Source organism: Variovorax sp. Root434 (genome assembly GCF_001426595.1).
GTDB lineage: Bacteria > Pseudomonadota > Gammaproteobacteria > Burkholderiales > Burkholderiaceae_C > Variovorax.
Map to the genome: position 1 here is coordinate 430,826 of NZ_LMEK01000025.1, position 15,733 is coordinate 446,558.

General features: G+C 68.6%; 11 protein-coding genes. 8 read left to right on the forward strand and 3 right to left on the reverse strand.

The window, feature by feature from the left end; genetic code table 11:
* The first annotated feature begins 84 nt into the window (after nt 1–84).
* The gene (gene norR, locus ASD05_RS22795; RefSeq protein WP_235508066.1) at nt 85–1,644 is read left to right on the forward strand and encodes a nitric oxide reductase transcriptional regulator NorR; all 1,560 of its coding nucleotides are present in this window, start codon (nt 85–87) and stop codon (nt 1,642–1,644) included.
* Nucleotides 1,645–1,680: 36 nt separating this feature from the next.
* On the opposite strand, the gene ASD05_RS22800 is transcribed toward norR, so the two are convergent.
* Both ASD05_RS22800 and ASD05_RS22805 read right to left on the reverse strand, forming a co-directional pair.
* The gene (locus tag ASD05_RS22800; RefSeq protein WP_056597382.1) at nt 1,681–4,839 is read right to left on the reverse strand and encodes an efflux RND transporter permease subunit; all 3,159 of its coding nucleotides are present in this window, start codon (nt 4,837–4,839) and stop codon (nt 1,681–1,683) included.
* Nucleotides 4,836–6,002 (reverse strand): efflux RND transporter periplasmic adaptor subunit, encoded by a 1,167-nt coding sequence (locus ASD05_RS22805; RefSeq protein WP_056597384.1) that lies wholly within the window; start codon nt 6,000–6,002, stop codon nt 4,836–4,838. Before ASD05_RS22805 ends, ASD05_RS22800 begins: the two co-directional genes overlap by 4 nt.
* Nucleotides 6,003–6,256: 254 nt before the next feature.
* Here ASD05_RS22805 and ASD05_RS22810 point away from each other — a divergent pair, with 254 nt between their 5' ends.
* The 7 genes from ASD05_RS22810 to mdoH all read left to right on the forward strand — a co-directional run bounded on the left by ASD05_RS22810 (nt 6,257) and on the right by mdoH (nt 14,092).
* Nucleotides 6,257–6,715 carry a hypothetical protein gene (locus ASD05_RS22810; protein WP_007831453.1) on the forward strand — a complete coding sequence of 153 codons (459 nt, stop codon included), beginning with the start codon at nt 6,257–6,259 and terminating at the stop codon, nt 6,713–6,715.
* Nucleotides 6,716–6,796: 81 nt separating this feature from the next.
* Nucleotides 6,797–8,146: a tRNA (N6-isopentenyl adenosine(37)-C2)-methylthiotransferase MiaB gene (gene miaB / locus ASD05_RS22815; RefSeq protein WP_056597386.1), complete on the forward strand. Its 1,350-nt coding sequence runs from the start codon at nt 6,797–6,799 to the stop codon at nt 8,144–8,146.
* Nucleotides 8,146–9,573 carry a sensor histidine kinase gene (locus ASD05_RS22820; RefSeq protein WP_056597388.1) on the forward strand — a complete coding sequence of 476 codons (1,428 nt, stop codon included), beginning with the start codon at nt 8,146–8,148 and terminating at the stop codon, nt 9,571–9,573. Before miaB ends, ASD05_RS22820 begins: the two co-directional genes overlap by 1 nt.
* A gap of 56 nt (nt 9,574–9,629) precedes the next feature.
* Nucleotides 9,630–10,298, forward strand: coding sequence for a hypothetical protein (locus tag ASD05_RS22825; RefSeq protein WP_056597390.1), 669 nt, complete (start codon nt 9,630–9,632; stop codon nt 10,296–10,298).
* Nucleotides 10,295–11,683, forward strand: a complete 1,389-nt coding sequence (locus tag ASD05_RS22830) for a sigma 54-interacting transcriptional regulator (protein ID WP_007831448.1) — start codon at nt 10,295–10,297, stop codon at nt 11,681–11,683. Before ASD05_RS22825 ends, ASD05_RS22830 begins: the two co-directional genes overlap by 4 nt.
* A gap of 193 nt (nt 11,684–11,876) precedes the next feature.
* Entirely contained in the window at nt 11,877–12,080 is a 204-nt protein-coding gene (locus tag ASD05_RS29690; RefSeq protein WP_056509013.1) for a hypothetical protein, read from the forward strand.
* Nucleotides 12,081–12,085: 5 nt separating this feature from the next.
* Nucleotides 12,086–14,092, forward strand: a complete 2,007-nt coding sequence (gene mdoH, locus ASD05_RS22835; protein WP_056597392.1) for a glucans biosynthesis glucosyltransferase MdoH — start codon at nt 12,086–12,088, stop codon at nt 14,090–14,092.
* A 167-nt stretch (nt 14,093–14,259) separates the two neighbouring features.
* Here the strand turns inward: mdoH and ffh are convergent, their stop codons facing one another.
* Nucleotides 14,260–15,648, reverse strand: a complete 1,389-nt coding sequence (gene ffh / locus ASD05_RS22840) for a signal recognition particle protein (RefSeq protein ID WP_056597394.1) — start codon at nt 15,646–15,648, stop codon at nt 14,260–14,262.
* Nucleotides 15,649–15,733: the final 85 nt, after the last annotated feature.

Sequence of the window (15,733 nt, forward strand, 5' to 3'; positions counted from 1 at the left end):
TCCTTGTTTTTCAAACTCTTTTCTTGAGCCAGGTCAAACCGACAACACAAATTGGTTGTCAAATCGACACTCATGAGTGCAGAAATGACCACATTCGAGGGGCCGGGGCTTCCCAGCGAGAGCGAACGCTTCCGCGCCCTCCTGAAGGCCGTGCGCGAGTTCGTGCGCTGCGATGCGGCCGCGCTGCTGCGGCTGGAGGACGGCGCGCTGCGCGCCGTCGCGGTCGACGGTCTCAGCGACGAGACGCTGGGGCGCCGCTTCACGGTGGCCGCGCACCCGCGCTTCGCGCGCCTGCTCGAGAGCCCGGCCGGGTTGCGCTTTCCGCCCGGCTGCGAGCTGCCCGACCCCTACGACGGGCTGGTGTCGAGCCAGCCCGAGATTCTTCCGGTGCACGACTGCATGGGCGCACCGCTGCGCCTGCGCGGCACGCTCTGGGGCCTGCTCACGCTCGACGCGCTCGAAGCTTCCACCTTCGACGCGGTCGGCCCGGCGCGGATGGAGGCGCTGGTGCGGCTGGTCGAATCGGGTATCGAGGCGGCGCAGGCCATCCGCGACATGGCCCGGCGCGCAGCGCAGGAGCAGGCACTCGCGCAGGCCTGGCAGTCCAGCCGCAGCCCCACGCGCGAGCTGCTGGGCACCAGCGCAGCCATGCAGCAGCTGCGCCGCGAGATCGACACCGTGGGCGCCTCGGACCTCACGGTGCTGCTGCTAGGCGAAACGGGCGTGGGCAAGGACCTGGTGGCGCAGCGCCTGCATGCGCGCTCGCGCCGCCATGCGCAGCCGCTGGTGCAGGTGAATTGCGCGGCGCTGCCCGAGACGCTGGCCGACAGCGAACTCTTCGGCCATCGCAAGGGCGCCTTCACCGGCGCCATCCAGGACCGCACCGGCAAATTCGAGCTTGCCGACGGCGGCACGCTGTTCCTCGACGAAGTGGGCGAGCTGCCGCTCACGGTGCAGGCCAAGCTGCTGCGCGTGCTGCAGGGCGGCGAGTTGCAGCGCCCAGGCAGCGACCGCACGCTGCGGGTCGACGTGCGGGTCATCGCCGCGACCAACCGCGACCTGCCCGCCGCCATCGCGCAGGGGCGCTTTCGCGCCGACCTGTACCACCGGCTGTCGGTCTACCCGCTGGTGGTGCCGCCGCTGCGCGCGCGGGGCCGCGACGTGCTGGCGCTGGCAGGCGGCTTCCTGGAAGAGAACCAGCACCGCCTGGGTGCACGCAACCTGCGGCTGTCGCCGGGCGCGCGGGCCGCGCTGCTGGCGCATCCCTGGCCCGGCAATGTGCGGGAACTCGAGCACGCGATCAGCCGCGCCGCGCTGCGTGCGTACCGCGAACACGGGCGCGCCGCGCGTTGGGTGGCCATCGAGCCCCGGCACCTGCTGTTGGAAGAAACGATCGCCCCGGTCGCGCCGACGGACGCTCCACCGGCCGCCGCCGGCTTGCCTGCTGCCGCCCCGGCCGGCCCCGCAGCCGCGGCGGCCACGCTGCGGGATGCCACCGAGGCCTTCCAGCGCGACTGGCTGACCGCCTGCCTGGCTCGCCACGGCGGCAACCTCAGCCGCGCGGCGGCACAGGCCGGCATGGACCGCAGCAACTTTCACCGCCTGCTGCGCAAGTTGGGCATCCGCCCGCGGCAGCCCGGCTGAGGCGCGCCGCGCCCAGGCGCCGCGCCAGTGCGGCTGTCAGGCGTGCGATGCCGCGTGGCTGCCAGCCTCGGCCTGCGCCTCGTCCGGCAGATCCACCATCGGCCCCGTCCCGCTGTAGCGGTCCAGTGCCAGGTAGATCGCAGGCGTGATGTACAGCGTGATCACCTGCGAGAAGATCAGCCCGCCCACCACCGCCACGCCCAGCGGCTGGCGCAGCTCGGCGCCGGCGCCCAGGCCCAGCGCGAGCGGCAGCGCGCCCATCAGCGCGGCCAGCGTGGTCATCATGATCGGCCGGAAGCGCAGGCGGCAGGCCTCGCGGATCGCGTCCACCGGCTGCAGGCCCTCGGTGCGCTGCGCGTCGAGCGCGAAGTCGATCATCATGATCGCGTTCTTCTTCACGATGCCGATCAGCAGCAGGATGCCGATGGTCGCGATCAGCGTCAGGTCGAAGCCGAAGAGCTTCAGCGAGATCAGCGCGCCCACCGCCGCCGAAGGCAGCCCGGCGAGGATCGTGATCGGGTGGATGTAGCTCTCGTAGAGCACGCCCAGCAGCACGTAGATGACCAGCACCGCCAGCACCAGCAGCACGGCCTGGCTGGACTGCGAGCTCTGGAACACCGCCGCATCGCCGCCGTAGGTGGTGATGATCGAGGGCGGCATCTTCAGCTCTTCCTTGAACCGGTCGATCTTCGCGGTCGCGTTGCCCAGCGGCACGTCGGGCGCGAGGTTGAACGACACCGTCACCGCCTGCAGCTGGCCCTGGTGGTTGACCGCGGTCGGCCCCACGGTGCGCTTGACGGTCGAGAAGGCCGACAGCGGCACCAGCCTGCCCGTGGTGCTGCGCACCGACAGGCGCGAGACGTCTTCCTCGAACTGGCGGTCGTTGTCGGCCGCCGAAAGGATCACCTGGTAGGTGTTGCTCGTGCCGTAGATGCTGCCGATCTGGCGGTCGCCGTAGGCGTTGTAGAGCGCGGTGCGCAGGTCGCCCACGGCCACGCCGAGCACGCCGGCCTTGTCGCGGTCGATGTCGAGCGTGGCCTGCAGGCCGCGGTTCTGCGAGTCGCTGGTCACGTCGCGGAAAGCCGGGTCGGCGCGCATGCGCTCCATGAGCCGCGTGGCCCACGGCACCATCTCGCCGGCGTTCACGCTCTGCAGCGTGTACTGGAAGCGCGCCTTGCTCTGGCGTCCGCCCAGGCGCAGGTTCTGCACCGGCTGCATGTAGACGGCAATGCCGGGGATCTCGCGGAAGCGCTGGCGCAGCGATTCGAGCACCTTCGCCATCGGCGGGCGCTCGCTGCGCGGCTTGAGAACCGCGAACAGCCGGCCGGAGTTCTGCGTGGCCGTGGGGCCGCCCACGCCGACGAAGGAGCTCACGTAGTTGACGCTCGCGTCGTCCTTGAGGGTGGCGGCCACGCGGTCCTGCAGCGTCTTCATGGCACTGAATGAAATGTCCTCGGCAGCCTCGGTCGTGATCTGGATCTGGCCGATGTCCTCCTCGGGGAAGAAGCCCTTCGGGATGGTCGCGAACAGCCAGCCGGTGACGACGAAGGTCAGCCCCGCGATCGCCAGCATCACCTTGCGGTGCATCAGCGTCCAGCCGAGCGAGCGCATGTAGGTTGCGTGCACCGCGCGATAGCCGCGCTCGAAGGCTCGGCCGATGGCCGTGCCCGGCTCGGGATGCTCTTCCTCGTGATCGAGCGCGCCTGCACGGCGCGGCACCTGCTTGAGCAGCCGGCTCGCGAGCATCGGCACCAGCGTGAGCGACACCACGGCCGACACCAGCACGGCCAGCGCCACCACCACCGCGAACTCGTGGAACAGCAGGCCGATCACGCCCGGCATGAAGAAGATCGGGATGAACACGGCCACTAGCGAGATCGAGATCGATACGATCGTGAAGCCCACCTCGCGCGCGCCGCGCAGCGCCGCCGCGAACGGGTCCATGCCCTTCTCGACGTAGCGCATGATGTTCTCCAGCACCACGATGGCGTCGTCCACCACCAGCCCCACGGCCAGCGTGATGCCGAGCAGCGAGATGTTGTCCAGGCTGTAGCCGAAGGCATAGAGCAGCGCCACCGCGCCGATCAGCGAAATCGGAATGGTCACGGCCGGGATCAACGTGGCCACCAGCCGGTGCAGGAACAGGAAGATCACCAGCACCACCAGCGCGATGGTGCCCAGCAGCGTGAGCTGCACGTCGTGCACGGCCTCGCGGATCGACAGCGAGCGGTCGTTCACCACCTGGATGTCGACCGACTGCGGCAGCTCGGCCTTGAAGCGCGGAACGAGCGCGCGCACCGCATCGACCACCTGCACGGTGTTGGCGTTGGGCTGGCGCTGCACGGCCAGCGAAATCGAGTCCTGCCCGTTGAAGCTGCTCGCGGTCTTCACCGACTCGAAGCTGTCCTCGATGGTGGCCACTTCGTCGAGCCGCACCGGCGCGCCGTTGTGCTGGCCGACGATCAGCTTGGCGAAGTCGGCCGCCTTCATGAGCTGGCGGTTGGCCTGGATGGTGAGCGTCTGGCGCGGGCCGTCGAGCACGCCGACCGGCGTGTTGGCATTGGCCGAGTTCACGGCCTTGGCCAGTTCGTCGAGCGTGATGTTGCGCGCGTTGAGCAGGTCGGCATTGGCCTTGATGCGCACCGCGAAGGCCTTGCGGCCGTACACGCCCACCTGCGCCACGCCGTCGATGGTCGACAGCGTGGGCGAGATCAGGTTCTCCGCGTAGTCGTTGAGCTCCGACGGGTTCATCGACGGCGAGATCAGCGCGATGAACAGCACCGGCGCGTCGGCCGGGTTGACCTTGCGGTACGAGGGCAGCTGCGTGAGCTCCTGCGGCAGCTGGCGCTGGGCGCGCAGCAGCGCGGCCTGCACGTCGACCGCGGCGGCGTCGATGTCGCGGCTGCTCACGAATTCGAGCGTGATCGAAGACACGCCCTGCGTGTTCACCGAGCTGATGGTCTGCAGGCCCGGGATGGTGGAGAACTGCTTTTCGAGCGGCAGCGCCACCGAACTCGCCATGGTGTCCGGACTCGCGCCCGGCAACTGCGCATTGACGTTGATGACCGGCGTGTTGTAGCTGGGCAGCGCGGCGACGGGGATGCTGAAGTACGCGAAGATGCCGACGACCACGGCCGCCGCGGACAGCAGCACCGTCATCGCCGGACGGCGGATGCAGAGCTCCGAGATGTTCATGCGCGTTCCCGCTGCGGCGGCTTGATGTCGGCGCCGTCGGAAGAAGCGGCGCTACCCGGCGTGACGCCGGTGGTGCCGTTGCCCGTTGCGCCAGGCGCACCCGGCGCCTTGGCATCGACGCGGACCTTGCCGCCCGGGCGCACGTTCTGGCTGCCCTCGATCACCACCTGCTCGCCCGGCTCCACGCCGCTCACCGCCACATTGGTGCCGAAGGTGTGCAGCGTCTTCACCTTGCGGCGCGTGGCGGTCTTGCTCGCATCGACCACATAGAGCGAAGTGCCGTCGGACAGCATCATCAGTGCCGCGGCCGGCACCACCGTGGCGCCGTTGAGCATGCGCACCGTGATGCGCGTGCCCACGAACTGGCCGGGCCACAGGCTCTGGTCGGCATTCGCGAACACGGCCTTGGCGCGCACCGTGCCGATCTGCGGATCGACGGTGTTGTCGACGAAGTCGAGCGTGCCGCTCAGCGGCGCCTTGCCGCCGGTGACGACGGCCTCGACCTTGGCGTGCGAGCGCGCGGCTTCCAGCAGATCCTGCAGGTTGCCTTCGGGCACCGGGAAGCTCACGGCAATCGGGTCGAGCTGCGTGATGGTGACGAGCGACAGCGTCGGCTGCACCAGCGTGCCCGGGTAGATGTTGACGGCGCCGATGCGCCCGGCGATGGGCGCGCGCAGCGTGGCGTAGCCCAGCGCCACCTGCGCCGACTGCACGGCCGCGCGGTCGGCGGCCACGGCGGCGCGCTGCGCCTGGAGCTGCGAGAGCGTGGCGTCGGCCGCGCTCTTTGCGATGAAGTTCTGCGCCACGAGGTCCTGGCTGCGCTTGTACTGACGCTCCAGGTCGACCATGGTGGCCTCGTCCTTCTGCTGCTGCGCGCGGGCGCGGGCGAGGTTGGCCTGGTCGTTGCGATCGTCGAGCGTGAAGAGCAGCTGGCCGGCCTTGACGAACTGGCCTTCCTTCACATGCACCGCGCTCACCGTGTTCGTCACCTGCGGACGCAGGTCGACGCTGTTGAGAGACACCACGCTGCCATTGACCTGCACCGTCACCGGCACGTCCTGCTTCTGCGCGGTGGCCAGGGTCACGAGTGCGGGCGCGCCGCCGCTGTTGCTGTTCGCTGCCGGAGCCTTCGCGTCCTTGCCGGCAGACTTGTCCCCGGACATGCTCCACCACCCGCCCGCGACGGCTACGATCAACACGCCCGCAAGGGCGACGGCGACATTTTTCTTCATGGGTTCTTTGTGCACTTTGGGCTGACAGCGACTATTGGAGCAGCGGCCGACTCCCGGTGTTCGTGGCCCCCGTAAAGAAATGTAAAGCCAGTCAACCGAAAGCCCCACACTCCCTGCTGTGGCCGGCGCCGGGGAACCGCACCCCCTCGCTAAAATCGCCGCTCCACAGCCTCTGGATAAACCCCATGAACCGCTGCAAGACACCCACGAATGCTCTCACCTTCATAGCGCTTTGCACAGCAGCCATTGCTGCGGCAGGCCTTTTCCCGCTCACCGCCAGCGCCCAGGACGAAGTGCCCCGGCCGCAGACCCAGAACGAATCGCTCGTTGGCGGCCGCAATTTCCCCATCGGCACCCTGCGCGGCAAGTTCACGGTCCTCAACGCGCCCGACGTTGACCTCGACGGCCACGCCGATCGGCTGGGGGCCGGCGCGCGCATCCGGAGTCCGCAGAACATGCTGGTCATGCCCGGCGCCATCACCGGCCAGAAGTACCTGGTCAACTACACGCGCGATGCCGCCGGCCTGCTGCGCGAGGTCTGGATCCTCACGGCCGACGAAGCCTCGGCCCCACGCGAATCGCTGAACAAGCCGTTCCTGAACATCTGGCCGTTCACCTCGAACGACACCGTCAACACGCAGTAGGCAAAGACGGCGGCGCGGCCCATGCGCTGCGCGCTGCCCAGCCCTCCCCGCTGTTGTGGAGGGCATGAGAGAGAGTTCCCCATGAAAAAAGTATTCATCAAGACCTTCGGCTGCCAGATGAACGAGTACGACTCGGACAAGATGGCCGACGTGCTCAACGCAGCGCAGGGCTACGAGCCCACGCAGAACGTGGACGAGGCCGACCTCATCCTGTTCAACACCTGCTCGGTGCGCGAGAAGGCACAGGAAAAGGTGTTCTCCGACCTCGGCCGCGTGAAGCACCTGAAGGCCAGGGGCGTGAAGATCGGCGTGGGCGGCTGCGTGGCGAGCCAGGAGGGCGAGGCCATCATTGCGCGTGCGCCGTACGTCGACATCGTGTTCGGCCCGCAGACGCTGCACCGCCTGCCCGAGATGCTCAACGACCGCGAGCGCCTGAACCGCCCGCAGGTGGACATCAGCTTCCCCGAGATCGAGAAGTTCGACCACCTGCCGCCCGCACGCGTCGAGGGCGCGACGGCCTTCGTGTCGATCATGGAAGGCTGCTCCAAGTACTGCAGCTACTGCGTGGTGCCCTACACCCGCGGCGAGGAGGTGAACCGCCCGCTCGACGACGTGCTGGTCGAGATCGCCGGCCTGGCCGAGCAGGGCGTGCGCGAGATCACGCTGCTGGGCCAGAACGTGAACGCCTACCGCGGCAAGATGGGTGACACCGCGGAGATCGCCGACTTCGCGCTGCTGATCGAATACGTCGCCGAGATCCCCGGCATCGAGCGCATCCGCTACACCACCAGCCACCCGAACGAGTTCACCCCCCGGCTGATCGAGGCCTATGCGAAGGTGCCGCAGCTCGTGAGCCACCTGCACCTGCCGGTGCAGCACGGCAGCGACCGCATCCTGATGGCGATGAAGCGCGGCTACACCGCCATGGAATACAAGAGCACGGTGCGCAAGCTGCGCGCCATCCGCCCCGAGCTCGCCCTGAGCAGCGACTTCATCGTCGGCTTCCCCGGCGAGACGGACGACGACTTCAACAAGATGATGAAGCTGATCGACGACTGCCAGTTCGACGCCAGCTTCAGCTTCATCTTCAGCCCGCGCCCCGGCACGCCCGCCGCCGCGCTGCAGGACGACACACCGTATGAAGTGAAGCTCGCTCGCCTGCACACGCTGCAGTCCGTGATCGACGTCAACGTGAAGCGCTTCGGCCAGGCGCTGGTCGGCACCACGCAGCGCGTGCTGGTGGAAGGCGCCTCGCGCAAGGACGCGAACGAACTCATGGGCCGCACCGCCTGCAACCGCGTCGTCAACTTCGAAGGCGACGCGCGCCTGGTCGGTCAGATGGCCGACCTTCGCATCACGCGCTCGCTGGCCTACACGCTGCGCGGCGAGGTCGTGACGAGCGAATCGTCGATGCCGGTGCTCGCCCACTGATGGCGAAGCGACCGTCCATCCGGGGCTCGTTCCAGCAGCTCCTGCTGTTTGCCTTCTTGCTGATCACCGCGCTGCTGGTCGGCGTGGCGCTGCGTTCGGTGCTGCAGTACGACGCGCTGATGACGCAGAGCCGCGACGCAGCCGCGCGCGCGCTGCGCCTGTCGGGCGCGGCCCAGTCGCTGGCCGAGCGCAGCGCGGCCATGGAGCGCGCCGGGCGCCAGTCGCTGGTGCTCAACGACGCAGTGCTGCGCCGCCGCTTCGACGACGCTGCGCGCGAAGCGCACCAGGTGCTCGAGCGCCTGGAGAACAACGGCCTGGCCCCCGCGGGCACCGAGATGTGGCGCGCCCAGCTCGGCGTGATCGAGGGCCTGATGAGCGGCAACGCCGACAGCGCCCTGGCCCGCGAAAGCACGATGGCGATGCAGTTCCGCGAACTCGACGCGCTCAACACCAACCTTGCGCAGCAGGCGCAGTTCCTCATCGAAACGCAGAACGACGCACTGGCCAGGCGCATCGAGAACGCGCGCCGCCGGCTGATGCGCGAAGTGGTGGCCGCCAGCGTGCTGGCCGTGTCGCTGGCGCTGGCCTTCGGCATCTGGCTGGCTCGGCCGTTCAAGCGGCTGGAGCATGCCATCGTCGGCCTCGGGCAGAACCGGCTCGACGAGCCCATCGACATCCGCGGCCCGGCCGACGTGCGGCGCGTGTCGCAGCAGCTCGAGTGGCTGCGGCTGCGCCTGACCGAGCTCGATGCCGACAAGGCGCGCTTCCTGCGCCACGTGTCGCACGAGCTGAAGACGCCGCTGGCCGCGCTGCGCGAGGGCGTCTCGCTGCTCGAAGACGGAGTGACCGGCCCGCTGAACCCGGCGCAGCTCGAGGTTGCGCAGATCCTGCAGCAGAACACCGTCTCGCTGCAGGGCCAGATCGAGGCGCTGCTGCGCTTCAACGCCGCGGCCTTCGAGGCGCGCGAACTGCGCCGCGAGCGCACCGAGCTGCTGCCGCTGATCGAAGAGCAGATCGAGGCCCAGCGCCTGCAGTGGCAGGCGCATGGCCTGCGCGTGCGGGCCGAGGGCGATCCCATCGCGATCACGGTCGACCGCACCAAGCTTGGCACCGCGATCGCCAACCTGCTCAGCAACGCCATTCGCTTTTCGGTAACGGGCGGTGTCATCACCCTGGCGGTATCGGGGACGCCCGAGGCGGTCCACATCGACGTGAACGACGCCGGGCCGGGCATCGCCGAGGGCGACCGCGACCGGATCTTCGAACCTTTCTTCCGCGGCGAACGCCAGCCCGAGCACACGGTGAAAGGCACGGGCATCGGACTTTCCATCGTGCAGGAGTACATTGCAGCCCACGGGGGCCGCATCACCCTGCAGCCGGGCGGGCCCGGTGCTCGCTTTCGCATCGAACTGCCGCGCACAGCCTGATCGCACCGGCTCCCCTCTCCATCACCGCCTCACCGCTTCGCGTCCTTCTTCGACCCATGTCTTTCTTGTTCGTCCGCAGTTCCACCTTCGCCGGGGCGATCACCGTGCCTTTCGTCCTGCTGCTGGCCGCCTGCGCCACGCAGCCCAAGCCGCCCGCGGAGGCCGAGGCGCTGCCGCCGCCTCCGGTCGTGCCGCGCGTGCTGCCGGTGGAGGCGGAGCCGAAGGCGCCGGCCACGCAGCCGGCCTCCTCGCTCTTCGCGTTGATAACGCAGGGGCCACAGGGGCCGCAGGCGGCCATGCTGTCGTACGCCGACAAGGTGCGCCCGCTGAACGGCGCCGACCTGAGCACGGAAATCTCGCGCATCGGCGACCCGGGCGATTCGCCCACCACGCAGATGCAGCTGGCGCTGCTGCTCTCGCAGACCCGCGTGCCGGCCGACCTGGCGCGTGCCCTGGGCCTGCTGCAGCGCGTGATCGCCAACCCCGCACCCGAGGCCCAGGCCCTGCACCCGCTGGCACGCGCCCTGGCCGCGCGCTACGTGGAGCAACGCCGCGTCGAGGACGACCGCGACAAGCAGGTGCAGCAGCTGCGCGACAGCCAGCGCCGCATCGACCAGCTGAACGACCGCATCGAAGCGCTGCGCGCCATCGAGCGCAGCTTTGCGCGGCCCAACACGGCGCCTGCAGCACCGGCGGCACCCAACGGAAGCAAACCCACCCCATGAGCACTACCGGCGCCCGCCTCCTCGTGGTCGACGACGACCCGGACATGCTGCGGCTGCTCTCGATGCGGCTGAGCTCGGCGGGCTACCAGGTCACGGCCGTCACCTCGGCCGAGACTGCGCTCACGCAGCTCGAGATCGAACACCCGCAGCTCGTGCTGAGCGACGTGCGCCTGCCCGGGCGCGACGGCCTCCAGCTGTTCGACGAGATCCGCAAGCGCCATCCCTCGCTGCCGGTGATCTTGCTCACCGCGCACGGCACCATCCCCGACGCGGTCGAGGCCACGGCGCGCGGCGTGTTCACCTACCTCACCAAGCCCTATGACGGCCGCGAACTGCTCGACAAGATCGCGCAGGCGCTGGCGCTCGGCGCGCCCGCGACCACGCCGAGCAAGGCCGGCGACGACAGCTGGCGCTCCGAGATCGTGAGCCGCAGCAACCGCATGGCCGAGCTGCTGGCCGAGGCGCGCATGGTCGCCAAGTCGGACGCTTCCGTGCTGCTGCGCGGCGACTCGGGCGCCGGCAAGGAAATGCTCGCGCGTGCCATCCACAAGGCCAGCGCGCGCGCCGACAAGCCCTTCGTGGCGGTCAACTGCGGCGCCATTCCCGAGGCGCTGCTCGAGTCGGAGCTGTTCGGCCACATGAAGGGCGCCTTCACCGACGCCCATGCCAACCACAAGGGCCTGTTCCAGCAGGCCGACGGCGGCACGCTGCTGCTCGACGAAATCGGGGACATGCCGCCCGCGCTGCAGGTCAAGCTGCTGCGCGTGCTGCAGGAGCGCGCGGTGCGGCCGCTGGGGGCGAGCCAGTCGATCCAGGTCGATGTGCGCATCGTCTCGGCGACCCATCGCGACCTCGACGCCGCGATGGAGGCCGGCCAGTTCCGCGAAGACCTGTATTACCGCCTGAACGTGGTGACGCTCACGCTGCCGCCGCTGTCGGCGCGGCGCGAAGACATTCCGCTGCTGGCCAACCACTTCCTGCAGCGCCTGTCGACCAAGTACGGCAAGCGGCTGTCGGGCTTCGCGCCCGAGGCGCTGAAGGCGCTGACCACGGCCGCCTGGCCGGGCAACGTGCGCCAGCTGTTCAATGTGGTCGAGCAGGTCTGCGCGCTGTCGAGTTCGCCGCTGATTCCGTTGGCGCTGGTGCAGCGCGCGCTGCGCGTGCCGACGGTCGAAGTGCAGACCTATGCCGAAGCCAAGCAGCGTTTCGAGCGCGACTACCTCGTCGGCCTGCTGAAACTGACCGACGGCAACGTGGCCGATGCGGCCCGCCTGGCCGATCGCAACCGCACGGAGTTCTATCGGCTTCTGCAGAAGCACGAACTCACGCCGGGCCACTTCAAGGCCGACGCTGTCGCTCCTGGCGGGGATCCTGTCGCCGAGTAGCGACGCCCCTAAGTCATTGATTTATATGACCTATCCCGACCAGCCCAGGAGGCTTGTCGGGATTCGGCGACAAAATGAGGGGTTTGGAGGCCTTCCGGCAGCCTCCTCCCGCGAAAAACACCTCCGGATCGGCCTAAGCCGTTGATCTGAAAGCGTTTTTCCAGCCTGGCACAGGGTTTGCCCCTGTACTGGCATGACAGCACTAACCAGCCCATCTTTCGCACTGCGCCAGCAGCGCGACGGCCTGCGTCAAAAGCAGTTTTCCTCCTCGCGGCCCCGTGCCGCGGGCCATTCGCTCGCCGCGCTCGCAAGCGCTGGCGGCGCCGAGCCGGATTGCGTGATCAAGCGCTTTCCTGCCATTGGCGACACCCCTTCCCTCGACAAGCAACGTTGGTAAATCACATGAAGCCGAACGACTTCTCCCAACTGAACGTGCTGGCCGACACCGATTTTTCGCACCGCAGCGCGGTCCGCGAAGAACGCCATCCCAACTCGGTCACCGCCCCGCCGGTCAACCGCGGTTCGATGACGCCCCGACCCTGGCGCGGTTTCTGGAACAGCATCGGCACTGCCCTGCTGGTCAAGCTCGGTGCCGGCGGCAAGCGTCAAAGCGCCGGCCCGGCCGAAGCCCGCCAACCGTGGCAGCGTGCCGCAGCCCAGCGCCGCAACGCGTTCATGCTGCTCACCGTACTGAGCACCGTGATCGCCTCGACGCTGTTCGCCGGCGTGCAACCCGACTACAACAACGTCTGGCTCGAATACGGCCAGATCGGCCTGTACGGCCTGCTCTCGGGCTGGGTCGTGACCGGCTTCGTGACCGCGCTCATGGGCTTCTACGTCTCGGTGCGCGGTGACAAGCACGCGCTTTCGGCCAAGCAGGTCGTCAACCACCCGATGAACCCCGAGGCACGCACCGCGATCATCATGCCGATCTGCAACGAAGACGTTGCCACGGTGTTCGCCGGCCTGCGCGCCACCTGCGAATCGGTCGCCTCCACCGGCCACGCGAAGCAGTTCGACGTGTTCGTGCTGTCCGATAGCTACAACCCCGAGACCGCCGCCGCCGAGCGCGCCGCGTGGGAAGACCTTCGCGCCGCGCTGGCCGAGAGCCCCAACCAGCCGCAGGTCGAGGTGTACTACCGCCTGCGCACCCGCCGCACGCACCGCAAGGCCGGCAACGTGGCCGACTTCTGCCGCCGCTGGGGCAAGGACTACCGCTACATGGTCGTGCTCGACGCCGACTCGGTGATGAGCGGCGACTGCCTGACCTCGATGGTCAAGCTGATGGAAGCCAACCCCACCGCCGGCATCATCCAGACCGCGACGCAGGCCATCGGCCACGTCACGCTGCATGCCCGCGCACAGCAATTCGCTTCCCGCGTGACGGGCCGCCTGTTCACGCTGGGCATGCAGTTCTGGCAACTGGGCGAATCGCACTACTGGGGCCACAACGCGATCATCCGCGTCGAACCCTTCATGAAGCACTGCGCGCTGGCCCCGATCAAGGGCACCGGCGGCATGTCGGGCGGCATCATGTCGCACGACTTCGTCGAAGCCGCGCTGATGCGCCGTGCCGGCTACAACGTGTGGCTCGTGTCCGACCTCGTCGGCAGCTACGAGCAGCAACCGCCGGACCTGCTGGCCGAGCTGCAGCGCGACCGCCGCTGGTGCCAGGGCAACCTGCAGAACGCCCGCCTGATGGCCGAGCCCGGCATCCACCCGGTGCACCGCGCGATGTTCGTGACCGGCACCATGGCCTATGTCTCCGCCCCGCTGTGGCTGGCCTTCCTGACGCTGGGCACCGCCCTGTGGCTCAGCGGCTCGAGCCTCGTGTCGAGCTGGAGCGTGCTGCCCGCCGAACTGGCCGGCCTGTGGGTCTGGACCCTGTGCCTGCTGTTCCTGCCGCGCGTGCTGGGCATCGCTGCCGTGCTGATGCGCGGCGAGCAACGCCAGTACGGCGGTGTGTGGGGCCTGGTCAAGAGCTCCTTGATGGAAAGCGGCCTGGCCATCGTGCAGGCCCCGGTCCGCATGCTGGCCCACTCGCTGTTCGTGCTGGTCGCCCTCACCGGCATCAAGCTCGACTGGAAGTCGCCCCCGCGCGAAGCCGCCGCCGTGCCGTGGAAGGTCGCTGCCTCGCAGCTGGCCCCCATGACGCTGGTGATCGCCATGCTGGCCGTCGGCGTCGCGATGATCGACCCGAGCGCGCTGATCTGGCTCATGCCCGTCGGCCTGCCGCTGCTGCTGGCGATCCCGCTGACCGTGCTGACCAGCCAGATCGCACTGGGCACCACGCTGCGCGACCGCGGCTTCCTGCTGATTCCCGAGGAATCGCGCTCGCCGGCCGTTCTGCGCCGTGCGTGGATGCATGCGGTTCGCCTCGCGCGGCCTGCTGCATTGGCAACCGCCTGATGCGCTGAAGACACAGCGCCCCGAAGCCGGCCTCAGGGTCGGCTTTTTTCATGGCGTGCACGAAGCCGCCGAGGCGCAGCAGGTCTACGAAGCGCAGCCCTGAAGACAGAAGGCCCGCCGGTGCGAACCGGCGGGCCTTCTTATATATATGTGCGTGTGGCGTTCGCTCAGAACGGCAGCTTCGGGCCACCAGGGCCGCCCATCCCGCCCATGCCCTTCATGCCGCCCATCTTCTTCATCATCTTCATGAGGCCGCCACCCTTCATCTTCTTCATCATCCCCTGCATCTGCTCGAACTCGTTGAGCAGGCGGTTCACCTCCTGAACCTGCACGCCGGCGCCAGCTGCGATACGGCGTTTGCGCGTGGCCTTCAGCAGTTCGGGCTTGCGGCGCTCCAGCGGAGTCATGCTCTGGATGATCCCTTCCTTGCGGCGGATGTCGCGCTCGGCGCGCGTCATGTCGGCCTCGGTCGCCTTGGCGGCCATTTGCGTAGGAAGCTTGTCCATCAGGCTGGAGAGCCCGCCCATCTGCTTCATCTGCTGCAGCTGGCCCAGGAAGTCGTTCAGGTCGAAGCCCGCGCCGCTCTTGACCTTGGCCGCGAGCTTCTGCGCCGCCGCCACGTCGACGCCGGCCGTGACCTGCTCGACCAGCGCGACGATGTCGCCCATGCCCAGGATGCGGCCTGCATGGCGCTCGGCATCGAATACCTCGAGGCCGTCGATCTTCTCGCTGGTGCCGGCGAACTTGATCGGCACGCCCGTGACCTGCCGCACCGACAGCGCCGCACCGCCGCGCGAATCGCCGTCGGTCTTGGTCAGGATGATGCCGGTGAGCGGCAGCGCTTCCTTGAAGGCCTTGGCGGTGTTGATCGCGTCCTGGCCCTGCATGGCATCGACCACGAACAGGGTCTCGACCGGGTCGACCGCCGCGTGCAGCTGCTTGATCTCGGTCATCAGCGCTTCGTCGATCGCGAGGCGGCCGGCGGTGTCGACCAGCAGCACGTCGAAATAGTGGCGCTTGGCGTGGTCGAGCGCGGCACGCGCGATGTCGAGCGGCTTCTGGTCGGGCGTGCTCGGGAACCATTCGGCGCCGGCCTGCTTGGTGACGGTCTTGAGCTGTTCGATGGCGGCGGGTCGGTACACGTCGCCCGACACCGTGAGCACCTTCTTCTTGCGCTTCTCGATCAGGTGCTTGGCCAGCTTGGCGGTGGTGGTGGTCTTGCCGGCGCCCTGCAGGCCGGCCATGAGGATCACGGCCGGCGGCTGGGCCGCGAGGTTGATGTCGGACACGCCCTCGCCCATGGTGGCGGCGAGTTCGCGGTTGACGATGCCGACCAGCGCCTGGCCCGGCTTGAGCGAACCCAGCACTTCCTGGCCGAGCGCCTTGTCCTTCACCCGCGCCACGAAGTCGCGCACCACGGGCAGCGCCACGTCGGCTTCCAGCAGCGCCATGCGTACTTCGCGCAGCATGTCCTGCACGTTGCTTTCTGTGATGCGGGCCTGGCCGCTCATCGTCTTGACGAGGCGGGAGAACTTTTCTGTGAGGGCGGTGGCCATGAGGGGGATGCCTTGCTGCCCGCTATGGCGCGGGCCGGATGAGAAGCCTGGGAGACGGGAAAGAACTTGAAGCCGGGCGCCGGGA